General features: G+C 56.2%; 24 protein-coding genes. 9 read left to right on the top strand and 15 right to left on the bottom strand.

Annotation, left to right across the window (positions count from 1 at the left end; genetic code table 11):
• The first annotated feature begins 39 nt into the window (after positions 1–39).
• The 5 genes from Pla100_RS10105 (at position 40) to Pla100_RS10085 (ending at position 6,437) form a co-directional block, all read left to right on the top strand.
• Positions 40–3,504, top strand: a complete 3,465-nt coding sequence (locus Pla100_RS10105; RefSeq protein WP_146577576.1) for an ABC transporter permease — start codon at positions 40–42, stop codon at positions 3,502–3,504.
• On the top strand, positions 3,485–4,303 hold the full coding sequence (locus Pla100_RS10100; RefSeq protein ID WP_146577575.1) for a lipoate--protein ligase family protein: 819 nt from the start codon (positions 3,485–3,487) through the stop codon (positions 4,301–4,303). Before Pla100_RS10105 ends, Pla100_RS10100 begins: the two co-directional genes overlap by 20 nt.
• Before the next feature lie 114 nt (positions 4,304–4,417).
• Positions 4,418–4,699, top strand: coding sequence for a DNA-directed RNA polymerase subunit alpha C-terminal domain-containing protein (locus Pla100_RS10095; protein WP_146577574.1), 282 nt, complete (start codon positions 4,418–4,420; stop codon positions 4,697–4,699).
• Between the two features lie 71 nt (positions 4,700–4,770).
• Positions 4,771–5,943 carry a hypothetical protein gene (locus tag Pla100_RS10090; protein ID WP_197167817.1) on the top strand — a complete coding sequence of 391 codons (1,173 nt, stop codon included), beginning with the start codon at positions 4,771–4,773 and terminating at the stop codon, positions 5,941–5,943.
• Positions 5,940–6,437, top strand: a complete 498-nt coding sequence (locus tag Pla100_RS10085) for a hypothetical protein (RefSeq protein WP_146577573.1) — start codon at positions 5,940–5,942, stop codon at positions 6,435–6,437. The genes Pla100_RS10090 and Pla100_RS10085 overlap by 4 nt, the downstream gene beginning before the upstream one ends.
• 97 nt (positions 6,438–6,534) lie before the next feature.
• On the opposite strand, the gene tilS is transcribed toward Pla100_RS10085, so the two are convergent.
• Positions 6,535–7,683 (bottom strand): tRNA lysidine(34) synthetase TilS, encoded by a 1,149-nt coding sequence (gene tilS / locus Pla100_RS10080; RefSeq protein ID WP_146577572.1) that lies wholly within the window; start codon positions 7,681–7,683, stop codon positions 6,535–6,537.
• Positions 7,684–7,986: 303 nt separating this feature from the next.
• On the opposite strand from tilS, the gene rny reads away from it, so the two are divergent.
• The 3 genes from rny (at position 7,987) to Pla100_RS10065 (ending at position 12,543) form a co-directional block, all read left to right on the top strand.
• Complete coding sequence (gene rny, locus Pla100_RS10075) at positions 7,987–9,555, top strand: ribonuclease Y (protein ID WP_146577571.1); 1,569 nt, start codon at positions 7,987–7,989, stop codon at positions 9,553–9,555.
• A gap of 169 nt (positions 9,556–9,724) precedes the next feature.
• Positions 9,725–10,834: a hypothetical protein gene (locus Pla100_RS10070; protein ID WP_146577570.1), complete on the top strand. Its 1,110-nt coding sequence runs from the start codon at positions 9,725–9,727 to the stop codon at positions 10,832–10,834.
• Between the two features lie 176 nt (positions 10,835–11,010).
• The gene (locus Pla100_RS10065; RefSeq protein WP_146577569.1) at positions 11,011–12,543 is read left to right on the top strand and encodes an FAD-dependent oxidoreductase; all 1,533 of its coding nucleotides are present in this window, start codon (positions 11,011–11,013) and stop codon (positions 12,541–12,543) included.
• A gap of 29 nt (positions 12,544–12,572) precedes the next feature.
• Here Pla100_RS10065 and typA read toward each other — a convergent pair whose 3' ends face one another.
• The gene (typA, locus tag Pla100_RS10060) at positions 12,573–14,441 is read right to left on the bottom strand and encodes a translational GTPase TypA (protein WP_146577568.1); all 1,869 of its coding nucleotides are present in this window, start codon (positions 14,439–14,441) and stop codon (positions 12,573–12,575) included.
• A 250-nt stretch (positions 14,442–14,691) separates the two neighbouring features.
• Here typA and Pla100_RS10055 point away from each other — a divergent pair, with 250 nt between their 5' ends.
• The gene (locus tag Pla100_RS10055) at positions 14,692–15,609 is read left to right on the top strand and encodes an NAD-dependent epimerase/dehydratase family protein (RefSeq protein WP_146577567.1); all 918 of its coding nucleotides are present in this window, start codon (positions 14,692–14,694) and stop codon (positions 15,607–15,609) included.
• A 59-nt stretch (positions 15,610–15,668) separates the two neighbouring features.
• Here the strand turns inward: Pla100_RS10055 and Pla100_RS10050 are convergent, their stop codons facing one another.
• The 13 genes from Pla100_RS10050 to rpmC all read right to left on the bottom strand — a co-directional run bounded on the left by Pla100_RS10050 (position 15,669) and on the right by rpmC (position 23,525).
• Complete coding sequence (locus tag Pla100_RS10050) at positions 15,669–16,283, bottom strand: adenylate kinase (protein WP_146577566.1); 615 nt, start codon at positions 16,281–16,283, stop codon at positions 15,669–15,671.
• A gap of 312 nt (positions 16,284–16,595) precedes the next feature.
• A complete protein-coding gene (gene secY, locus Pla100_RS10045; protein WP_146577565.1) occupies positions 16,596–17,990 on the bottom strand; it encodes a preprotein translocase subunit SecY in 1,395 nt (464 codons plus the stop codon).
• A gap of 230 nt (positions 17,991–18,220) precedes the next feature.
• Complete coding sequence (gene rplO, locus Pla100_RS10040) at positions 18,221–18,715, bottom strand: 50S ribosomal protein L15 (protein ID WP_146577564.1); 495 nt, start codon at positions 18,713–18,715, stop codon at positions 18,221–18,223.
• 106 nt (positions 18,716–18,821) lie between these two features.
• Positions 18,822–19,352, bottom strand: a complete 531-nt coding sequence (rpsE, locus tag Pla100_RS10035; RefSeq protein ID WP_146577563.1) for a 30S ribosomal protein S5 — start codon at positions 19,350–19,352, stop codon at positions 18,822–18,824.
• Positions 19,353–19,407: 55 nt separating this feature from the next.
• Positions 19,408–19,776 (bottom strand): 50S ribosomal protein L18, encoded by a 369-nt coding sequence (gene rplR, locus Pla100_RS10030; protein WP_146577562.1) that lies wholly within the window; start codon positions 19,774–19,776, stop codon positions 19,408–19,410.
• 113 nt (positions 19,777–19,889) lie between these two features.
• Positions 19,890–20,435 carry a 50S ribosomal protein L6 gene (gene rplF, locus Pla100_RS10025; protein WP_146577561.1) on the bottom strand — a complete coding sequence of 182 codons (546 nt, stop codon included), beginning with the start codon at positions 20,433–20,435 and terminating at the stop codon, positions 19,890–19,892.
• An 84-nt stretch (positions 20,436–20,519) separates the two neighbouring features.
• The gene (gene rpsH, locus Pla100_RS10020) at positions 20,520–20,915 is read right to left on the bottom strand and encodes a 30S ribosomal protein S8 (RefSeq protein ID WP_146577560.1); all 396 of its coding nucleotides are present in this window, start codon (positions 20,913–20,915) and stop codon (positions 20,520–20,522) included.
• 31 nt (positions 20,916–20,946) lie between these two features.
• Entirely contained in the window at positions 20,947–21,132 is a 186-nt protein-coding gene (locus tag Pla100_RS10015; RefSeq protein WP_146577559.1) for a type Z 30S ribosomal protein S14, read from the bottom strand.
• Positions 21,133–21,280: 148 nt separating this feature from the next.
• Positions 21,281–21,865, bottom strand: a complete 585-nt coding sequence (gene rplE, locus Pla100_RS10010) for a 50S ribosomal protein L5 (RefSeq protein WP_146577558.1) — start codon at positions 21,863–21,865, stop codon at positions 21,281–21,283.
• Between the two features lie 92 nt (positions 21,866–21,957).
• Positions 21,958–22,305, bottom strand: a complete 348-nt coding sequence (gene rplX, locus Pla100_RS10005) for a 50S ribosomal protein L24 (protein ID WP_146577557.1) — start codon at positions 22,303–22,305, stop codon at positions 21,958–21,960.
• Positions 22,306–22,443: 138 nt separating this feature from the next.
• Positions 22,444–22,812 (bottom strand): 50S ribosomal protein L14, encoded by a 369-nt coding sequence (rplN, locus tag Pla100_RS10000; RefSeq protein WP_146577556.1) that lies wholly within the window; start codon positions 22,810–22,812, stop codon positions 22,444–22,446.
• Positions 22,813–22,866: 54 nt separating this feature from the next.
• A complete protein-coding gene (rpsQ, locus tag Pla100_RS09995; RefSeq protein ID WP_146577555.1) occupies positions 22,867–23,220 on the bottom strand; it encodes a 30S ribosomal protein S17 in 354 nt (117 codons plus the stop codon).
• Positions 23,221–23,318: 98 nt separating this feature from the next.
• Positions 23,319–23,525 carry a 50S ribosomal protein L29 gene (gene rpmC, locus Pla100_RS09990; RefSeq protein ID WP_146577554.1) on the bottom strand — a complete coding sequence of 69 codons (207 nt, stop codon included), beginning with the start codon at positions 23,523–23,525 and terminating at the stop codon, positions 23,319–23,321.
• Between the last annotated feature and the right edge of the window lie 43 nt (positions 23,526–23,568).

Genomic DNA, 23,568 nt, shown 5'->3' with positions numbered 1-23,568 from the left:
TCATCTTTCCTCCCGTTTCTTCCTCGAAGGATTTCGGTCATCCGCAATTCAGCCAAATCATTTCGGCTTTTTTCCGTCATTCTCGCAACGCTGCGTTATCGCTCAGGCGTCAGCCTCGCGATCGCTTTGGGAGTGGCGACGGCCACGGCGGTGATTACCGGAGCGTTGCTCGTCGGCGATTCGATGCGGGGTAGCCTGCGGGCGCTTACACTCGAACGACTCGGCAAGATCGAGTCCGTCTTGGCCCCCGGTTCGTTTTTTCCGATCGAGAGTGTTCGGTTGGACGCACCCGATGATCCGACGATGACCGCGAGCATCATTTTGTTTCCCGGCGGCAGCGTCGAACGCAAGATCCCGATCGAAGGCGAATTGATCGACCGCACGCGACGGATCGGCGGCGTTCAGATCATCGGCATCGACGAGACGTTCTGGGACTTTGATGTTTCGGGGATTGATCCGGACGTCAACCTGGACGACGAAAGCGTCATTTTGAATCAATCAGCGGCGACAGAGTTGGACGTCTCCGTTGGTGATGAGGTCACACTGCGATTGCCGGTCGAAGCGGCAGTGCCCGCCGACAGTCCCTTGGGCAAACGTGATATCCAAAGCGAAGGGCTGCCACGGATGAAGGTTGCGGCTATCGTGCCCGATCAAGGCTTGGGAAGGTTCTCGTTGATGGCCAGCCAAGCGTCACCCAAGACCGTTTTTGTTTCGCGTTCGCTCGTCGCCGAAGTACTCGATCGAGAAGGCCAGGCCAACGCGATGTTGTTCGATCGCGAGGTTGCCGCCGATGCGATCGACCTGTCAATGGAATCCCTCGGGTGGACGCTGAAGCGAGTCAAGAGTGGCGAAGCAATCGATTACCTTTCCTTGACCAGTGACGCGTTGTTGTTACCCGAAGCGGCGGTGCAGCGCATCGTGCAAGCGTTTCCAAAATCCGATGTGACGTCGGTGATGACTTACCTCGCCAATGCGGTCGAACGAGTCGATTCGGTCGAGGACGCGTTCAGTGTCCCCTACAGCACGATCACCGCGATCGATTCGGGAGACACGTTGCCGCTGAATTACGATCTCTCGGATGATTCGTCGCTCGAAACCGGAAGCATACCGATCGTTCTAAACTCATGGGCGGCCGATCGGTTGCGTGCCGAAACGGGGACTCGGTTGCGAATTTTTTATTACGAACCCGAAGTCGAGAACGGACGAGAGATCGAACGATCATTCGACGCCGTCGTGGCTGGCGTCGTGCCGATCACGCGGCCGAGCAAGCCTTACCGCCGCAACCGCGAGGCGGTCTTTGACGAACCCGTCACACCTTACAACGATCCCGCGTTAACGCCCGAAGTCCCCGGCGTGACCGACCAGGATTCGATCAGTGATTGGGACCTACCGTTCCAACTCGAACGCAAGATCGATCGCGAAGACGATGTCTATTGGAACGAGTATCGACTGACTCCCAAGGCTTTTGTTCCGCTTGAGACCGGCCGAGAATTGTTCGGCAGTCGTTTCGGCCAAACCACCGGATTGCGTTTTGACCCCAAGTATGACGAAGCCGATTTGCAGCAAAAGATTTTACAAGCCGTTGCACCGGTAAGAGAGCAGATGGGTTGGGCGCCTCGTTGGATCCGGTCGCAACAACTCGCCGCGTCGAAAGGGACGACGCCGTTTGACGGATTGTTCTTGGCATTGTCGTTCTTTGTGATTCTTGCGGCGGTGATGTTGATCGCATTGCTATTGCGGTTGGGCATGTTGCAGCGGATCAATGAATTCGGAACGTTGTTGGCAGTGGGGTTCGCGCCGCGGCGCGTGATGTCGCTCGTCATCGGCGAAACCGCGATCACAACGGTGTTGGGCGTGGTCGTCGGTGTGGCCGGCGGGTTCGCGTACGCGTATGCGGTATTGTGGGCGTTGAAGTCATGGTGGGTCGGTGCGGTCACGGTGCCGTTTTTACAATTTCACGCGTCGGCGTTCTCGGTCATTCTGGGCGGAATCATCGGTTGGCTGGTTTGCATGGGTACGGCCTGGTTCACGCTCCGGTTTCTACTACGGTTGAATCCGGCGGCGCTGTTGGGCGGACGTCGGATGATGAACGACGATTCGCCGAAATCGAAACGCCGCCAATCCGCATCCGCTCGGACGGGCTGGTGGGTCGGCGGGCTGGTCGTCGCCGCGTTGATCGCCGCGGCGGCGGGAGCCCAGGGTGCCGGGCAGCAGGCCGCCGGCGGGTTTGTCGGGGCGGGCATGTTGTTGTTGATGGCCGTCTTGATCGGCGTGCATTCGCGATTACAACGCAAACGTCCGATGCGGCAAACGTTGTTGTCACTATCGACCGCCAACGCCCGCCGCAGCCCTCTGCGAAGCACGTTGACGATCGGGTTGGTTGCCACGGCGGCGTTCCTGATCTTATCGATCACCGCATTTCGCATGTCGCCGACGAGCGAGGGTACCGGCGGGTTTGACTTGATCGCCGAATCCGGCACGCCGATCGCCCGCGACCTATCCGATCCCGTGGTCCAGAATGAATTGCTCGGTCGTGACGCGGACCTGATCGCCGATGCGACGATCGTGGCGTTTCGAATGAAGTCCGGTGACGACGCGAGCTGCAACAATCTGTACCAAGCAACACGGCCGACGGTGTTGGGAGTTCCTGAAGGGGCGGAATCGAAGCTCGACGCGTTCGGCTGGGCAGCGTCGGATACCGACGGTGATACGTCGCCGTGGAGTTTGTTGGAAACGCCCGCTACGGGAACCGTCGACGATCCCGTTCCTGTCGTGATCGATCAGAATACGGCGATGTGGAGTTTGCAAATGACCGGCGGAATCGGACAAATCAAGACGTTCGATTATGGAGCCGGTCGGATGTTGAGCGTCCGCGTGGTGGGCTTGCTCGCGGGGTCGGTTCTGCAAGGAAAACTGTTAATCGGGGAAAACAACTTTGAACGCGTTTTTTCATCCGAAAGCGGTTATCGATTTTTCTTGATGGCCGGAGACGGCTCGGTTTCATCGGAAAAGATTTCTGACGCGTTGGAATCGCGACTCGTCGATGTGGGAATCGATGTCAAGTCGGCCGAGCTTGTCTTGGCCGGATTGCTTGCGGTTCAGAACACGTACTTGCGGACGTTCCAAAGCCTCGGCGCATTGGGATTGCTATTGGGCACGATCGGTTTGGCCGTCGCGCAGTTGCGCAGCGTCTTGGAACGTCGCAATGAACTCGCCGTTATGCGGGCGGTGGGTTTCACTCGCGGGCGATTGGCCAAGCTGGTTTTGGGCGAGAATCTGTTCTTGTTGTTGATGGGAATGGGTTGCGGCGTGATCACGGCGGTGCTGGCGGTTTTCCCGTACGCTTGGTCGAGCGGCAGCGAAGTTCCGATCGGCGAACCGTTGATGATCCTGTTGGGGATTCTTGTGTTCGGCATGGCAGCGGGCATGATCGCGGTGTGGCGAGTGTTGACGTTCCCGCTATTGGATAGTTTACGAGCCGAACATGCTGCGATTGAAATTTGACCCCGCTTCGGCGTCGATGCAACTCGCGATCGATGAAGCGATGTTGCAATGGGCCGACGGTGTGGTCGAACGTCGCTCCGACGGCCAAGCCGATCCAAGACGTGATTCGGAATCATCGCCGCATCAATCCACGGAGCTGTTTCGTGTATGGAAGTTCGCGCAACCAACCGTTGTGCTTGGGCGAAGCTCCAAGATCGACGAAGAGGTCGATCGCGAGTTTTGCCAATTCCGGGGCATCGAGGTGTTGCGCCGATGCACCGGCGGTGCGTCCGTCGTCGGCGGGCCGGGGTGTCTGATGTACAGCGTCGTAATTGCGACGCCGGGTGAAGGCGGTCTGCGTAAGATCGACGTCGCTCATGACTTCGTCATGCAACGGGTATTGTCGGCGGTCCAGGACCAAATCCCCGAGGCGACGAGATTGGGGATCTGTGATCTGACCTTGGGTGAGAAGAAGTTTTCCGGCAACTCACTGCGGGTCGCCCGGCATCACCTGCTCTACCACGGGACGATTTTGATGTCGGCGGACTTATCGTTGATCGCCGCATGTTTGGACCACGCGCCGCGACAACCCGAGTACCGCCGCGGCCGGGGGCACGGCGAGTTTGTCACCAATGTGAACTTGGACGAAGCCAAACTGACCGAATCGCTCTGCCGGGCGTTTGAAGTCCGGCCCTTCGACGCCCGGCCCTTCGATGCCCGCGACGGAGAGGATTCGGATTTGCTAGCAAATATCGAAGCGATCGCGGCGGATCTGATGAACCAGCGGTACGGCGATCCGGCTTGGCACGAGCGAAGATGAAGGTTTCGCCGGCGGGGGATTTTGCCCATTGTGGCCGCCGGAATAAACGGTATTCTTGGAAACTTCACGTAAGTGACCACTTCGCAACCAATTTGATCAGAAAGGATTCTAGTGATGAAAACGCGAATTCCCCTTAGCCAAGCCGAAGAAACCGCCCGCCTGCGTCGCGAGCGATTAGACTTGAGCATCGCCGAGATGGGTTTGTCCGTCCGGACGACTAACTGCCTCGAAGAAACCGGCATCCTGACCGTCCGCGATTTGCTCAACGCGACCCCGCGTCGATTGCTGAAGATCAGCAATTTCGGCGAAAAGACACTCGATGAGGTTTACGACGCTCTCGAACAATTGGGCTTTTTCCGTCCTGGGCGTCAAGTGGTCGCGGCCAACGCTCACTGAACCCGTTCGACTTCGATGAGACGCACCGAGCTGAGCCGCCCAACGTGCCACCCAATCGTGCGACGACTAGCTTGAAACGGTCACGATCATTTTGGCGGTGGCGACCGTGGAGCAAAAAGCTCGGACGGCGGCTGCAGACCGGACCGTTTCGCGGCGTTTTAGGTGAGCTAGCGTTTTATTTGGGGCTGATTTTCGTCGGCGTGTTTGTGCTCACGTTGGTGATCGTCACGCACTTCATGATCCCCCGGATCGGGATCGATTTGCCCGACGAAGCCCGCGTCGTGTTGGATTCGGAATTGGCCCGGGGCGGGGGCCATTGGGGGCGATGGATCGTGGCCAGCATCTCGGTGGCGACGATCGGATCGGGCATGTTCGGGCTCGGTTATCGCCTTTTGCATCTCGGATTCAGCCAAGAACGCATTTCGGCGAGCTCGCGGCGATTTTCGAATCTGAAGAAACCGACCAACCAATCTGCGGGCGCGGAATCCGAAGTCCCGGACGAGCGTTTAGAACCCGCCGGTGAGTCGACCATAGCCGACGAGTTGACTCAATTGCCATCCGTCCCGCGGGCGCAAACGCTCGACGAAAGTCCCGGCGAACGGTTGCAATTTCGCTTGGCGTCGGTGTCGACGGGGCGGCTGGCAATCATCGGCGTTGCGGCACTCGCGTTGATTTGGAACTCGGTTTGCGTCGTATTGCTCGCCGTTGCCGTTTCGGGATGGTGGTATGATCGCCCCAGACCGATCTTGGCGTTGTTGTTGGTGCCGTTTTCGGGGGTTGCGGTTTGGTCGCTGCGGTCGTTCCTGAGGCAAGTTCGTCAGATCGCGGGCGTGGGCCCCACCGTGCTCGAGATCAGTCAGCACCCGCTCCAGCCGGGCGGGACGTACGAGCTATTCATTTCGCAGATGGGTCGGATGCGATTGCGTCGGTTGAAGATCGAGTTGGTGTGTGAGGAAGAGTCTTTCTTTCGCCAGGGGACGGACGTTCGTTCGGATTGTCACGTCGCTCTTTCTCAAGAATTGCTGTCTGAAAGCACGGTTCGTGTTGACCCGCAGACCCCCTGGGAGCAACAATTGGAATTCGAGCTTCCCACAAACGTCATGCATTCTTTTTGTGCGACGAACAATTCGGTCCGTTGGAAGCTTGTTGTTTCTGGAGAATCGCGTCCTTGGCCATCGTTCTGCCGAAGTTTCCCGCTCATCGTCCATCCGCCGCTCATGGTTCCGCCAAACAGCCCGCGGTGAATGTTTCGTTATGTCGTGACGACGCGGTCTACTCGGCGGGCGGATTCTTGAAAGCGAGTTGGCGGGTTAGTCGCGTTTCGTTGGATCAATTGCAGGGTGTCGAAGTCTCCGTCTTGTGGCACACCGAAGGCAAAGGCGACGAGGACATCGGCGTTCATTTTTTCCAACGCTACGACATGTCGGAGTTGCGGCAAATGGTGACCGGCGAAAGCCAACCGATCCAGTGTCGCTTGCCCGCCTCGCCGCTGAGCTATCGTGGCACGCTCGTCAAAATTCTATGGGGCGTTCGGGTTCGTGTATTTGGTGAGGACGGAAGTGAAGCGGTTGCCGAACATCCGTTTCATCTGGTGGCCCGCAAGCTTGAGCCATTGCCGGTGAGCGAGACGCTGGAGCCTTGCGCCCAGCGAGTCGACGCGGCGGCCCCGATTTCGTTTCGTAAGCGACTTCCGGCAGTGCTGGACCGTTGGCGGGCGCGGCGATTGTCGTCGGTTTAGGGGACCGGTCGGTGGGATGCCGGGTCTCTGCGACCGTAGCGTCTGCGGCTCACTGAATCAACGAGCGTTCGAGCTTTTACGTTTGCGGCGTAGCCTTCTAAAGCCGAATGGGTCCGATCCACACAGCGTGCAGTTCCGATTTCATTTCCATTCGACCAGGAAGGTGACCGACCGAACGCATCTCCGGCTCATCGTGTGGTTTCAGAACAAGATCGCACAGCCGATGCCAATGCGTTTGCGTCATGTCGCGCATCGGAAGTTGATATTGTTGAAACATCCATTGCAGGCCTCGGGTAATCACTGCCCGATCACGGGCCAATTCGTGATCGTGTTTCCATAAGCGGCTTGCGTCCCTGTCGAAGCTTGTTTGGATGCGAAGCCACCGCGACGAATCCGATCCCAATACGCACGACACAAACGCGTCGAACCATTGCCGGCCGAAACGAGTCAGTAACTCGTCGGTTTGCGATTGATTCTCGGCCAAACGAATCAGCGAGGCATCCACGCCGGGAAGACGTTGCCGGATCGCGGGTAAGATTTCATTGCGAATCCAATTGCGAGTATAGCGGGATTCTTGATTGGACAAATCTTCACGCCAGGTTTGCCTGATCTCTGTCAAGGCTTGCCGAACGAGCGTCCGCCGGACGTTCAGCAAAGGACGCCGGACGATGAAGTCGATCTCGATCGGGGTCGATATTGCCATGCCGGATACACCCGCCGACCCGGTTCCCCGCAAGACGTGGTGCAAGACCGTTTCAGCTTGATCGTCAGCGGTGTGCGCCAACGCGATGTAGCGGCATCCATGTTGCTTGGCCGTCTGGACCAAGAATCGCCGGCGGGCTTGCCGCAGCGATGCTTCGTCGGAATCGAGTCGCTGGCCTGAGCCGCCCCGATCGTCGGGATCGTCGTCGTATTGAACGGGGGCTTGGCGAGATTGCTTTTGGCGCTGAACGACGACCTCTCGCCCGAGTTCTTCGGCGAGCGATCGGACGTGGGCTTCATCACGATCGGAATCCTCACCACGTAGCCCGTGGTTCAGGTGGGCGATCACCAGCGACGCCGGGCTGGCGGTTTGCCGTCTTGCCGCCTCGATCAAGCGGACCAGAGCGACGCTATCCGCCCCGCCGCTGCAACCGACGACGACTCCAATCCGGTCGGCTTCCTCCGTCCAGATAGTTCGAAACGCGGTCCATAAGCCCAGCCAAGCATCCGAGTCTACGCAATCGTCCGGGTTATCTAGTTTCATTGGTTCGCATTGGTTACTTCCCTTGGTAGCGGTCCGTTCCCCCGGCTAGCGAGGTCGGGTACACTGAAATTTCGCGAGATCATCATCCTAAATTGGGACGGTCTCGTCTTCACTTAACTCTTCAACCAACCAACGTTTCTCATTGTCGCGACGATTTTTCGGATGGTCTCGACGATGTTGCCCCTGCCTGTCTGATCGGACTTCGAACCATGTGGCTGTTCGTTTTGAATTGCATGACCACGCTCATCATAGGTGACCGCCCGATGCCGTCAGGGGGTGAACGAAAGCGGATTCGTTACCGACATGAACCCAGAACTCGCTCAGACGATTCTCTATTGCCTGTTCTTTTTCTTCCTTGGCATCGCCGCCGTGATGGCATGGATCCAGCGACAGTCGGCCCGACGGGCGGCCCGCTTGGCCGCCGAAGCCGATTCGATCCTTGAGACCGCACGCCGTGAAGCAGAAAACAAAGGGGCCCAAATTGTACTAGAAGCTCGCGAGAAATCGCTCGCGATCAAAGCGGAAGCCGAACGCGAAGTTGCCGCGATGCGGGAAAAGGAACAAATCCGCGATCGCAAGCTCGATGCTCGCGAAGACCAACTCTCCGTCTCCCAAGAAGCCCTCCGCAAAGCCCAACGAGGACTTGAAAGCAGCCAAAACCGAATCGCCGCCCAAATGCGGACGCTGACCGAACAGCGGGCCGAACTGGATCGGCTCGTCCAAGAGAACCAGCGGGCACTCGAGCACGTCAGCGGGATGACGCGAGAAGATGCGTCGGCAAAACTCATCGAATCGGTTCGAACCGAACTCGAACATGAGATCGGTACATCCGTCTTGAAGCAGCGCCGTGAACTGACCAAACGCGTCGACGATCAAGCACGCGAGATGTTGCTGACCGCGATGCAGCGATACGCCTCCGTTCACACCGCCGATACCACCACGAGCACCGTCGGCGTGCCGACCGACGACATGAAAGGCCGCATCATCGGCCGCGAAGGCCGCAATATCCGCGCTTTCGAAAAGGCCACCGGTGTCGACCTGATCATCGACGACACGCCGGGTGTTGTCGTCGTTAGCGGGTTCGATCCGGTTCGTCGCGAAGTCGCACGAATGGCACTCGAAAAACTCATCGCCGATGGACGCATTCACCCGTCAAAAATCGAAGAGTTGGTGGAGCAAACCAGTGCGGAAATCCAACAATTCATCATCAAGAAGGGCACCGAAGCGGCCAACGAAGTCAACGTTCCCGGTTTACACGACCGTGTGATCGAAATGCTCGGTCGACTCCACTTTCGAACCTCCTATAGCCAGAACGTGCTCCGGCACAGCGTCGAGGTGGCGTTCTTGTCGGGCATGATGGCCGAGATGATCGGCATGGACGGCGATCTAGCGCGGCGGTGCGGTTTGTTGCACGACATTGGCAAAGCCGCCGATCACGAACTTGAGGGCGGTCACCCCAAGATCGGTGCAGATCTGTTGCGCCGCAGCAAGGAAAGTGAACAAGTGATTCACGCCGCCAAGGGACACCACGACGAAATCGTCACCGAGCATCCGTACACAATGCTGGTCGCGACCGCCGACGCTTGTAGCGCCAGCCGCCCGGGTGCACGGCGTGAGTCATTGGAACGCTACGTCAAACGCATGGAAGAATTGGAATCCATCGCGATGCGTTTCGATGGCGTTCAGCAGGCCTATGCGATTTCGGCCGGTCGCGAATTACGCGTCATCGTCGGCAGCGGCCAAATCAGCGACGAACGCGCCGCCACGATCTGCCGCGACATCGCCCAAACGTTCGAGAAGGAATTGACCTACCCCGGCGAAATTAAGGTCACCGTGGTGCGAGAATCACGTTTCACCAGCACGGCGAAATAAGGAAGTCATCGACGAAGAGATCTAAGCTCACTGTGTTTGGACGATTCCCCAGAGGCCGACTGCCGCCAAGCAGTCGGCTTTTTTGTTTGTTCATCAACACACATGCCGAGCCGTTCGCTATCTTTGACGATAGTTTGCGCACGATTCAATCTTCAGCGCGTGAGAGGCGATGAACGAAAACCCCTACTCCGTAACCGCTCATGACACGCGATCGGACGGTCCGGCTCCGATGGCGGCACCTCAGGCGGAAACTGAAACCAAGTGGCCGATCGAATTTGATGGTGGTTTCTCGCAGACTTGGTCGGTCGTCGTCCCGATCCTGGTCGGTCTCTTGGCGATCATCGCCGCATTGCTGATGTTCGCGATTAACTTGTGGGTGATCGACGTCGACAATCAACTGACGTTTCACTTAACGACGACAGCCCCCACGATTTTCGGAGTCTTTTCGATCATGGCAGGGTTGGGGGCGCGTGGCGCGGCGCGGATGATTCGTTTGTGGCCACAAGGAATTGAGATCCAGCGTGAGCAAGTCGAAACGATTCCATGGTCCGCCATCACCGGTATTCAAATCAGCGACAGTTCATCACCGGCGGCCCCTCACGAGAAAGTGATCGTGTTGTCCGGTGCCGATGGCGAACCAATCAGCCGGATCACCGGCAAGATTGCCAAGAATGAGTCGTTGCAAAACTGCTTGAAACATTTCACGAATCGCCTCTCCCAGATCGAAGCTCCCCAAGGGGCCAACACAAAACGTCCCGTCGCATCGCAGGCGTCCCGTAAAAAAGGCAGACGCATGGCGATCCTTACCGGGCTCGGTGGATTGCTGCTGGCCGCCGCTGGAATCTTCTTGCCACTGACCGCCTACCAGGAACATCAAGCTGCACTGCGATTGACCAATGAAGGCGTTGCCGGGCAAGGAATCGTGACGGAAAAGTTCGTTGCTCCAAACGGACGAACGCTGCGAATTCGTTACGCGGTCACCTCGGTAGACGGCCAGCGTGCCGAACACAATGTCGAGGTCGACGAGGCGTTTTATGATCGCGTGAACCAAGGAGATGCTGTATCGATCACCACAGTTCCTGACGATCCTCACATTAGCGTGCTGCAAAACGGGGAAGTGATCTCAAACGACCCGACCGACAACCCGATCGTGACCGGACTGCTGGGACTTTTTGGCATCGTCGCGGCTTGCTTCATGTTGCCTATGACCGTGTTGATGTGGAAGGGTTACGACATCAATTTCAATAACGGAAAATTTCAATTAGTGCCGATGGCGTAGTACGCTGAAGCCGCGAAGAGGTCGAGTCGCCGGAGTCGCAAAACCGGTGCATTCGTCGTGCCGGTTCTTTGGCACCGAGTTTGCCGAGCATAACCCTTCCGCTCGTCTGGATCGATCATTGCAGTCCGACGAGACAATGCGATGCGTTCGAAATCTCGTCTGCCAGGGCCACCATCATGAAATCCACCTCCACGAACGGTTCGTCCAACCGAGCCGATGTTCATTCGCTGACGCATTCTCTTTGGCATCGCGACTTACCCGTTCGACAACAGTTCCCCCCTTTAGGCGGCAAGCACCGCACTGATGTGCTGGTCGTCGGCGGCGGCATTACCGGTTTGACGACCGCGATCGAAATGGCCGAACGCGGTTATTCGGTGACGCTTTGCGAGGCGGAAGCGATCGGTGCAGGAACGACCGCTGCGAGCACCGGACACTTGGACGCGCATCCCGAAATGGGGCCGAGGCAATTGGTCGACAAGCTTGGTCTGGAAGACGCAAGAACCTACGTTCGATTACGAACGGCGGCGATTGACCGGATCGAGCGTTTTGCCGATCAGGTGAGCGATTTCAAACGCATTGCTGCCTATCAATACAGCGAGGTGGACGACGATATAGACGATCTCAAACAGCAGTGGGAATCCGCCGTCGGCCTTGGCTTGGACGCCGATTGGGTGGATTCTATTCCGATCTCCCGTGCTAGATGTGGTTATCGACTAAATTCGATGGCCCGCATCCACATCGGGAATTACTTACATCGGTTAACTGAACTAGCGGTCCAAAAAAACGTGACCATCTTCGAAGGGACACTGGTCAGCGGCATCACGGAAAAGGAAACGCACGTTTTGAAAGCTGGCAACGGTGAAGTCTCATTCGACCGTGTGGTGGGTGCGGTGCATTGTAACCATACCGGCGCATTGATTCTCTATGCTGCGACACCACCTTACCAATCCTATGCGATCGCGGCACACGTCCGCGAGGACTTGGACGATGCGCTGTTTTGGGACAATTCGAATCCGTACTTCTACGTCCGTCGCGCCAACAGCCACGACGCCAAGCTAATCATCGCCGGCGGATGCGATCACCGCACTGGAACCACCGACGAAGGAAACAATCTACGGCGACTCGAGGATTGGTTGCACCAGCGGTTTCAAGTCGACGGTATCGCCGCCACCTGGAGCGCCGAGTTGTTCGAGCCGATTGACGGATTGCCGATGATCGGTCGTGGACCAGGCAAAAAGAATGCGTGGCTCGCGACCGGACTCAGTGGCGTCGGTCTGACGTGGGGCACGGCCGCAGCCATGCTCATCGCCGACGGGATCGAGGGCAAACCGTTTGCGTTGAAAAAACAGCTCGACCCAGGTCGCACTGGGTTATCCAGCCCAGCCGATTGGCTGCGCGAGCAAGCAACCACGACGGCGAATTACGCCGAACGGGTGTTGCCAGCAGACAGAATCGATACGGAACAGGTAGGCGAAGGGCAAGGCACCGTCGGCAAGCTCGACGGAGCGCATGTTGCGTTCTGTCGTGACGAAGATGGTTGCGAACACCGCCTCAGCCCCATCTGTCCGCACATGGGCGGCGTGCTACATTTCAACGAAGTCGAACACACATGGGACTGCCCTGTCCACGGAGGTCGCTTTACCGCCTCGGGCAAGCGACTCTATGGTCCGCCCGAATCGGACATGAACGCGATCGATTCGTCCGACTGAAAACAGGGCGTAGTGATTCGAAGCCGTGCTTAAGAATTGCGGCCTTGGCGGCGGCGATCGGACTCCTTCATCAGAATCTTCCTCAAACGAATCGATTGAGGCGTGATTTCGACAAGTTCGTCGTCTTCGATGTATTCCAAAGCGGCTTCGAGCGACATATCGCGTGGTGGTTTGAGAATGACATTTTCGTCACTGCCGCTCGCACGCATATTCGTCAGCTTCTTTTCACGCGACGGGTTGACGGGCATGTCGTTGTCCCGCGCGTTTTCGCCCACGATCATGCCTTCATAAACTTCCACGCCCGGGGGCACGAACAGTTCACTGCGGTCTTGCAATGCGAACAACGCGAACGGCATCGTCTTGCCACCGGTCATCGAGATCAAGACACCGTTGGCTCGGCGTGGCACTTCGCCTTCGACGATCCGGTAGCTCTCGAAACGGTGGTGAATGATCGCCGTGCCACGAGTCGCGTTGAGCAGACGGGTACGCAGTCCGATGAGGCCGCGTGAGGGGATGATGAAACGAAGTAGGCTATACTCGCCGCGTTGTTTCATTTCTTCGAGCTGACCGCGACGCAATCCGACCAACTCCATGACCGGCCCCATGGCTTCGGTGGGGACCTCGACACGGAGAGTTTCAAACGGCTCATGCTTCTTACCATCGATCATCTTGTAAACGACTTGTGGTTTTCCGACGCTGAGTTCAAAACCTTCGCGACGCATCGTTTCGATCAAGATCGCCAGGTGCAACACACCACGTCCGGCGACACCGTAGGCCTCGGTGCCCTCGATCATGCGAACGCGTAGAGCCACGTTGCGTTCGAGTTCTTTCTCCAGTCGAGCTTTGATCTGACGCGTCGTGACGTACTTACCTTCGCGACCGGCCATCGGCGATGAATTGACGCTGAAGGTCATTTCGAGGGTCGGTTCATCGACACGCAAACGGGGCAACGCGTCGTTGCTTCCGGTCGCACATAAGGTGTCGCCGATTTCCACATTCTCAAGCCCTTCGAGCGCGACGATGTCGCCCGCATGAGCCGTCTCAGCGGAAACCCGACCGAGATTATCAAACAAGAATAACCCTGACGGTTTGACTTTGCGAACGACTGGTTCGCCATTGGCATCGACGCCGTGCAAATCGAATGATTGCCCGACGTTGATCGTCCCTGCATTGATGCGTCCGACGGCGATCCGACCAACATACTCGCTCCAGTCCAACGTCGTGACGAGCATTTGAAATGGCGAATCGGACTTGATCGTCGGGCCGGGCAAATGATCGACGAGCAAATCCAGCAGCGGCAACATGTTTTCCGTGCGGACGTCCGGATCGACGGTCGCAAAACCTTCCTTGGCGCTGGTGTAGACGAACCCGACGCTATCGAGTTGTTCTTCCCCGCCGAGATCAGCAAGCAACTCAAGGGCTTCGTCGAGCGCTTCGTGGGGTCGCCCGTCAGGACGGTCAACTTTATTGACAACGACGATCGGCTTGACACCCGCCTGCAATGCTTTTTCGAGCACGAACCGAGTCTGAGGCATCGGTCCCTCGGCGGCGTCCACGAGCACCAAGCAGCCATCGGCCATCTTGACGACCCGCTCGACTTCGCCGCCGAAGTCCGCGTGACCAGGCGTATCGATCAAATTAATCTTCACACCGCGGTAGGGAATCGCGATGTTCTTCGATAGAATCGTGATCCCACGCTCGCGTTCCAAATCGTTGGAATCGAGGATCCGTTCGCCTTTCAGTTCGGTGGCCCGGAACTGACCGCTTTGACGCAACAAGCAATCGACCAACGTCGTTTTGCCGTGGTCGACGTGAGCAATGATGACGACATTGCGAATGTCCTCACGGGTGGCCAGTGCGGCGGTTTCTGATGAATTCAAAGTAGCGGTGGAAGACATGGGAAGCTTTCGGCCATAGAAACGCGAGACGCGCCTGGGCCTTGTCGGTAAAGGGGTCTGACCCTTTTGAAGGACATTCGGTTTTTCAAGGTTTGACGGCATGCCCGAAAAAGGTCAGACCCCTTTTCAAACAAGACCTAGTTCTAGTTGGCAATCCCGAAAATCACTAGGCGAAAAGGCGCGAAAGTTGCCTTCGGGCTCGTTAAAGGCCGTTTAATCACGATTCACCCCCTTTCGGAGATTTTGCCCGATGCGTATCGCCCTCACCGGAGCGACCGGATTTGTCGGACGCCGCTGCGTCGATCGTTTTTTGGCCAGAGGTTGGAACGTTCGCGCCTGGTATCGAGGTGCCAATCCGCCCGATCGCGAGGGCGTCGATTGGATTGCGGGCGAGCTAGATGATACGAACGCGGCGGTGAATTTGATCGACGATTGTGACCATATCGTCCACACTGCTCTGACTCGTGGAGGCGACAACTTCATGGACGAACCCGAAGACTCGGTGGCCTACTATCAAACTAACGTCTTGGGGACATTACGATTGATCGAAGCGGCCCGGCGGCGATTTGTTTCAAAAGCCAACGCCAATTCACGCTTCGTGTTCCTGTCCTCGGGAGCCGTTCACCAAAAGGTCGCCGATGAGCTGCCGCTCGATGAACGACACCCACTTTGGCCGGCGACCATGTATGGTGCCTGCAAAGCATCGGTCGAAACACTCGTCCACGCGTATGGTTTTTCCGGCAAACTCAACGCGGTGACACTGCGACCTGTTTCCATCGTGGGGATCGATGATCCGATCACCGACTCCAAATGGTTCGATATGGTCCGATCGATCGCCGAAGGAAAGCAAGGTGATCAGGTCGACGTTTCCGGAGGCGGCAAGGTGGTTTATGTCGACGACGTTGTTTCGGCCATTGAAATGATGATGGAAACCGAGCAACCTATTGCCGGCAATACTTACAATCTTTGCAGTGGATTCGTCACCAGCCATCAAGTCGCAATGATCGCCAAAGAACTCACCGGCTCGCAGGTCGAATTGATCGGGAAACCGAAAGAAAACAAGACATCGATGCGGACGGATAAAATCGAAGCATTGGGAATGCGATTCAGCAACGAGACCGAATTGAAAAACCTCGTCGCCAACATGATTGCTTCCGCAAGACGATAGTCGAGCGAGGATTGATTCGATCAGTCCTTTGCTGTGGCATACACTCAATCAACACCCTATCACGCATCGGGTAGTGAAGGGGGTAGCGACGTCGATAGTGAAGATCCAAGGTGAGCTTCCCCAGTGCGGATGGCCCTCAACAGATTCTCGAACACTTCTTTGGGGCCTCCCATACCATCAACCGGACGGACCAATGCTTGCCGGTCGTAGTAGTCCAACAAAGGTCGCGTGCGATCGGCGTAGATGACGAATCGTTCGCGAATGAACTCAGCCGAATCGTCGCTTCTCTCGCCGGTAACTTGCCGCTGAGCCAATCGACGGACGAGTTCATCCGGTTCAACCTGCAAATGAATCACGTGGTCAAGGCGATGCGATTGAGCTTCGAGCATGCGATCGAACGCCTCGGCTTGAACGAGGGTCCGAGGAAAACCATCGAGCAAATAACCAGGCTCGCAATCAGGCTCCGCTAACCGAGCTCCGATCATTTCCAATACGAAATCATCGGGTGCGAAGTGGCCACGATTGATCTGGGAGTGAACCATCGGAGCCGGAGCTCCCTGCAACTGTCGCAACATCTCGCCAGTGCCGACATGCGGTATCCCGAATTGAGCTGCGAGGAACTGACACTGGGTTCCCTTCCCGGCACCTGGAGGACCGATGAAAACGATTTTCATGGGACGTTGTCAATCAAGCTGGCTCTCCGTCACTCATCAGTGCGAGCATTTCCTATCAAACCAGTGCGGCGCGTTGATCAAGTGCGTTCGTCGGTTTTTGTCAGCCGATGGCGCTAGCGGGCTGTTGATTTAGTTTGCATCGTAACCCGAAGCGTGAGCGAGGGATACCTACAAATGATTTAATGGCGTTCAATCCCTCGCTCACGCGTCGGGTTACGATTAAATCAATAACGCGCTAGCGTCGGCGGCTCACTCAATCAACAGCACGCTAGCGTTCTGCGGCTAATCCTAAATTCGAATCGGAACCGATCGCTAGACGACCGGAGCCGTGCCGCCACCGGCACCTTCGAGCAAGCCACGGTAGTTTCGCATCACCAAGTGGCTGTCGATCTTCTGGACCAAGTCGAATGCGACACTTACCGCGATCAGCAATCCGGTGCCTCCGTAAAAACCAGCGATCGAGTACGGCACACCAAGCGAACCATAGACGATCGTCGGAACGATCGCGATCAACCCCAAGAACGCGGCTCCGACATAGGTGATTCGTACCATCACCTTTTCGAGATAATCCGTCGTTCGGCGACCAGGGCGGTGGCCGGGGATGAACGTGCCACTCTCTTTCAAATTGTCGCTCATCTCCTTCGGATTGAACGTGATCGCCGTCCAGAAATAACAGAAGAAGAAAATCAACGCGACGTAGAGCAGATTAAAGAAGTACGACGATTGATCACTCATCGTCAAGCTGACCAAATTCAAACCGCGAAACAACGTTCCGTCAGAGGGGAAGTAACCCGCCAAGAAACCGAAGAACACACCCGGGATCATTAGCAAGCTGCTAGCAAAAATGATCGGCATCACGCCGGCTTGGTTAATTCGAAGCGGCAAGTGTTGACGAGTGCCACCGTAGACACGTCGACCGCGAGTGAACTTAGCCGACTGAGTCGGAATCTTCCGTTGGCCTAATGTAATGAACACCACGCCGAAGACGACCACCACAAACAACACGACCAAGATGATCAGGGTCTCGATGCCAACCTGACCTTTCGCCAATCCGGTCAACTCGGGCTTCATTCCAAGGACGAGTTCGTATAACGCCTTGGGCATTTGCGCGAGGATACCAGCCATGATCAGCAAACTAATTCCGTTGCCGATTCCATATTCATCGATCTGCTCGCCGAGCCACATCAGGAACACCGTGCCCGTGGTCATCACCAAAACGGCAACGATCTGCCAACCGAAGTACAGCTCTTGGTCTGCGTTCATGAAGTTCGGGTTGATATTGCTTTGGCCACCACCGCCGGACATCAGCATGAACTTCAGGTACATGTAACTTTGTACCAAGCAAATCACGACGGTCAGATAGCGGGTGTACTCGTTGAGTTTCTTTCGCCCGGCTTCGCCTTCCTTTTTGAGTTGTTCAAGCGGTTTGTAAACGCTACCCAAGAGCTGGAAGATGATCGACGCGGAGATATACGGCATGATTCCCAGCCCGAAGATCGTCGCTTGTCGCAAATCCGACGCGGCAAAGACGCTGACCCGTTCGAAGAAATCGGCCGCACCGCTGCCGGCGGCGTCTTCGAGATTGGTTGCAATCATCGGCAACGGGATGTGAAACCCGATCCGATAGACCGCAAGCAAGCCGATGGTCAGCATCACCTTCTTGCGCAACTCGGGAATCGAGAAAATGACTCGGAGCTTTTCTAACATCGATCCGTCCGTCTTCGATCAGTACAAAGTGGTAAGAAATTGACCGCCGGAGTTTAACGATCCGAGCGACTTACCACGAGAGGGAATTGGTTAAGTTGTGAATGCGAAAAAAAAGAACAGGCGTGGGGACCTGTTCTTCATTCGTGAGAGCTGAGCTCGCTATTTGTCATCTGGGCTCGCAAGAGTTTAGGACAACTCTGGCGTCTTGCGACTCCGGCACCCGGTTTGAACTACTCAGCGGCCTTCAAGGCAGCGACACGTTCATCCGGCGTGCGTTTGGCTTGCAGTTTCTCGACCGTCCCACCGGCCGCAGTAATCTTCTCTTCGGCAGACTTGCTGAAGCGATGAGCTTGTACAGTTAACTTCTTAGTAATCTCGCCATCGCCCAAGATTTTAACTTCGTCGAACCGGCCTTTCGCCAAGTTACGCGACGAAAGTGCTTCCAAGGTCACCGTATCACCGTCCTCGAAAGCCTCGCTCAAGCGGCTAACGTTGACCGCAAACACGTCGGTGGAAAACTTGTTGTTGAAACCGCGTTTGGGAATGCGGCGGAACATCGGCATCGCACCGCCCTGGAAATTGGGCTTGCGGCTGTAACCGCTGCGGCTTTTATGTCCCTTGTGACCACGACCGGCGGTTTTGCCGGTGCCACTACCTGGACCGCGACCGATACGTTTGCGTGGGCGGTGTTTGGTAATCCCGCGATGGACGTCGTTGAGTTGCATGACGTGATATTTTCAATATTCAGATGACAGATCAGATTAAAACCGCAGCGAAACTCGAAAGAGGGCGGCGGGTAGCGAAACTCAAAATGAGCTCCGCGTTGTTTGGTTAAACTTCGATAAGGTCTTCGACGTTGAGACCGCGAAGGGCGGCGATTTCCTCACGGGTTCGCAACTTGCTCATCGCGTCGAGAGTCGCCTTGACTAACGTTACGGGATTGTTTGTTCCGTAGGACTTGGTCAAAATGTCGTGGATGCCACAGGCTTCGCAAACCGCACGGACGGCTTGCCCGGCGATGATACCGGTACCGGCACCAGCCGGAATCAACAAAACCTTGGCCGCGCCGAAATGTCCCCAAACTTGGTGAGGGATGGTGCCATGAACCAATGGCACATGGACCATGCTGCGTGAAGCCTGCTTTTGAGCTTTCTGAACGCTCGGAGGGACTTCGTTGGCTTTGCCGTAGCCCCAACCGACCTGGCCGTTGCCATTACCAACGACGACCATTGCGGCGAAACTAAAACGACGTCCGCCCTTGACCACGGCGGCACATCGTTTGATCTTCACGACGCGATCGAGCAGGTCGCTGGGCAAGCCTGGCTCTTCGTTCTTGTTTCGTTTGTTGCGACCGGTACTCATGAATTCAACTTATCTGCGTGAGGGATTGCAGTGATTGTGTAGGTTTGGGAGGAGACTAGAACTGAAGACCGGCTTCGCGTGCCGCATCGGCGAACGCCTTGACGCGACCGTGATACTTGTTGTGACCACGATCCAGCTTCGCCAAAGTGATTCCCGCTTCAACCGCCTTTTGAGCGACCATCTTACCAACCAGAGCGGCCGCGTCACAGTTCCCGCCGTGCTGCAATTGGTCACGAATTTCTTTATCGCGAGTGCTTGCGGCGACGAGCGTCCTGCCCTGGTCGTCATCGACGACTTGGCAAGCGAAGTGCTTGAGCGAGCGGTGAATACACAGCCGTGGCTGGCTGGCATCCCCACGCAATTTGTTGCGCACGCTGCGACGACGACGCAGGCGTTTGCTTTGAAGTTTCTTGTTCTTGTCCATAACGATAACCGCTGGGAGGGATGCAGGCTGCTTGAACAAGCCGCTCCCGAAATGGTGGTGTGGTAAACTTGTGTGATTGACGATCGGCTGAACACCGATCGATGAATCGTCGACTACTTGGTCGCCGACTTGCCTGGCTTGATCTTGACGTATTCGCCCTGGTATCGAACGCCCTTGCCCTTGTAGGGTTCTGGCTTGCGGAGCGATCGAATGTCGGCGGCAAACTGTCCGACTTTTTGTTTGTCACAACCCTGAATCACAACGTGTGTTTGGTCGGGGCAGGTGACCGTCAATTCCGATGGGATCTTGCGGTGCAGTTCGTTGGCATACCCGACGCGCAATTGCAACGTGTCGCCATTGATTGCCGCAAGGTAACCGACGCCGACGATCTCGAGTTTCTTTTCATACCCCTGAGTTACACCGACAATCATGTTGGCAACGACCGCCCGGGTCAATCCGTGTAGTTCTCGAGCGGTTCTCGCATCGTCTTGACGGGAGACGGCAACTTCCTTGCCATCTTCAGCGACCTCGACAATAACCTCGGGGCGGTGGGTGAATGACAATTTGCCTTTGGGGCCTTCCACATCGATCGCGCGATCCTGGATGGTGATCGTCACGCCGGCGGGAATCGCGACGGGCTTTTTACCGATGCGGCTCATGGCTTGTTTTTACTAAAAAATTGAACGGGTTAGGTGAAATCCCTCGCTGACGCGTCGGGCTACGATTGCAATTGATACCGGCGACTAGGACACTTCGCAGAGCACTTCGCCGCCGATCTTATCACGCCGAGCTTCTCGATCGCTGACCACGCCTTTCGAAGTGCTGATGATGCGAATACCGAGACCGCCTAAGACGGGCTTGAGTTCTTTGCTACGGGAATAAAGTCGACGTCCCGGCTTGCTGATTCGTTTGATCGTTTGAATCACACGTTCACCGTTGGGCCCGTACTTGAGTTCCAAGCGAAGGGTCTTCACAGGTTCGGTATCTTCTTCCTTCCAGTCCCAAATGAAGCCTTCACGCTTCAGGACGTCGGCCAATCCACGCTTCACGCGGCTGGCGGGGATATCTACATAAGGCCGTTCCACGCTAACCGCATTGCGGATACGAGTGAGCATGTCGGCGATTGGGTCAGTCATCATGGTCGAGGGTTCCCTAATATCGTTTTCAAAATCACCAACTGGCCTTACGGACACCCGGAATCAACCCGGCATTCGCATTGAGACGGAAACAAATTCGGCACAAACCGAACTTGCGATAGACCGAGCGCGGTCGACCACAATAGTTGCATCGATTTTCTTTCCGTGTGGAAAACTTTGGCGTTCGACTCGCCTTGGCGATTTTGGACTTGCTTGCCACGAAAGGACCTGCGGTGGACGGAGCGGGCTTGTGCCCATCTGGGAAACGAAACGGTGATGAAAACGAACGGCAGTTTTAAGTCAAACGTGGTTCGTCGGTAAAGCCGAACGAACTACGCTCGGCTGGACGATTGAAAATCAGCGTGGCTTTAAACGGCCGCTGCTGCTTCTTTCTTTTCTTTAGGTGCCTTGAAAGGCATTCCGAATTCTAGGAGCAAGGCACGGGCCTCGTCATTGGTCGTCGCCGTCGTCACGAAGCTGATGTTCATGCCTTGGGGACGGGTAAACTTATCAGGATTCAACTCGGGGAAAACCAATTGTTCGGTCAAACCCAATGTGTAATTGCCATTGCCATCGAAGGCGTAGCGATTGATCCCACGAAAGTCACGCACCCGAGGAAGCACGACCGAGATCAAACGATCTAAAAACTCGTACATCCGTTGGCGACGCAGGGTCACCATGCAACCGATCGGCATTCCCTCACGCAAACGGAACCCGGCAACCGACTGTCGTGCGATCGTCGTGACCGGCTTTTGGCCGGTGATCTGGGTCATCGCATCGAACGCGAGATCGAGAATCTTTTTGTCACCGACCGCCGCACCAACACCCATGTTGAGCGAGATCTTCTTCAACTCGGGAATCTGATGCGGATTAGAGTAACTGAACTGTTCCTTCAGCGCCGCACGGATTTGATCCTGGTATCGGGCTTGTAGGCGAGGGATTTCGTTGGACATGGTGGGCGACGTGCCGTCGATCGGATGGTTGTGGGAGGTTAGTGGTGTCCGGATTTTGCGGAGACCAAGGAATCACCGATGTTGGGAAGTGACTACTTTTTTGCTCGACTGGGCTTAGCCGGCGAGATTTGACTGATGGTCACGCCACTTTTCTTGGCGTAACGTTCTTTGCTACCGTTATCGAGCAAACGGGTTCCGATGCGAGTCGGCTTGCCGCTGCTCGGGTCGACCAACATCACGTTGCTCGCACTGATCGGCATCTCTTTATTCAAACGTCCGCCTTGCGGATTCTTTTGGCTCTGACGAACGTGCTTCCAAACTTTGCCGGCACCTTCGACGATGACCTTATTGGCTTCACGGTCAACCTTGATGATTTTGCCACGGTGTCCCTTATCGGCACCCGCGATCACGATGACTTCGTCATCAACTCGGAATTTCATGGTAGTAACTATTGACGTTTGGCTGTTGGCGATTGGCCCAAAGCCAATCAGTCTGGAATGTTTCGTAAAAAAAAGTCAACACGGCAAGTAGGCTTTCGTTCGACCGGCCAAATGCCAATCGAAAAAGCCAACCGCCACTCACACCACTTCGTTGGCGAGGCTGACGATCTTGGTAAATTTCTGGTCACGCAGTTCACGGGCTACAGCCCCGAAAATCCGCGTACCGCGTGGGTTCTTGTCTTTGTCGACCAACACGACCGCGTTGGAATCGAACCGGATGTAACTTCCGTCGGGGCGACGGGTAGGTTGCTTGGTGCGGACGATGACAGCACGCACAACCGCCTTCTTCTTCACTTCGCTTCCGGGAATGACGCTCTTGACACTGCAGACGATCACGTCGCCGACAGTGGCGAAGCGACGACGACTACCGCCAAGCACCTTGATGCACATCACTTGACGAGCACCGGTGTTGTCCGCCACATCGAGACGAGTTTCTTGTTGGATCATTGGTTTACTTCAACGACAATTGTTAAATTTCTGGAACGCTCGACCGAGCGACGACTATTCGCCGTCCGAGCTGGTTTCACCAGCGTGAGCAGCTTCGAGGGTTTCGGATTCTGCCGCGTTGAGCGCTTCTTTACGCGCCGCTCGTAGAGCCACCACGTCGACCGCGGTACTCTTCTCGAGGACGCGAACCAAACGCCATCGCTTTAGCTTGCTAAGAGGTTCAGACTCGATGATCTCGACACGATCACCCATCCCCGATTCGTTTGCCTCGTCATGAACATGGCAAACCGTACGGCGACGGACGTATTTCTTGTACTTGGGGTGCTTGACCACGCGATTGATCTCGACGCGGCGCGTCTTGTTCATCTTGTCGCTGGTGACGACTCCGGCTACGACGCGTTTAGGCATGACGTTTCGGAAAAAAGGAAAGTGTGTGTGGTGAAAATGTGGGGGTTCAGTCAACGTGACGGCCGTCGCGCGGCCTTATCGATCCGGGCTTCGGCGAACTAAGTCGCCGAAGCGGAACGCTCACGTTGAGTTTGGATGGTTTTAATTTGCGCGATCAGTCGGCGATTCTTTCGCATCTCGCTGGGCGTATTGAGCCGCTCGGATTGCGACTGAAAACGCAAACGAAACAAAGTCTCGGCGGCCTCTTTACAGGTCGCTTCGAGCTGTTCATCGCTCATCTCGTGCAGTTCGGTCAGTGAAGTCATCGGTCAAACAAACGAAAGGAAGTGAAAGGACAACCCAACGCGT

Origin of the sequence: Neorhodopirellula pilleata, from assembly GCF_007859915.1 — a bacterium.
GTDB lineage: Bacteria > Planctomycetota > Planctomycetia > Pirellulales > Pirellulaceae > Rhodopirellula > Rhodopirellula pilleata.
This window is presented reverse-complemented; position numbering and strand designations above follow the sequence as displayed.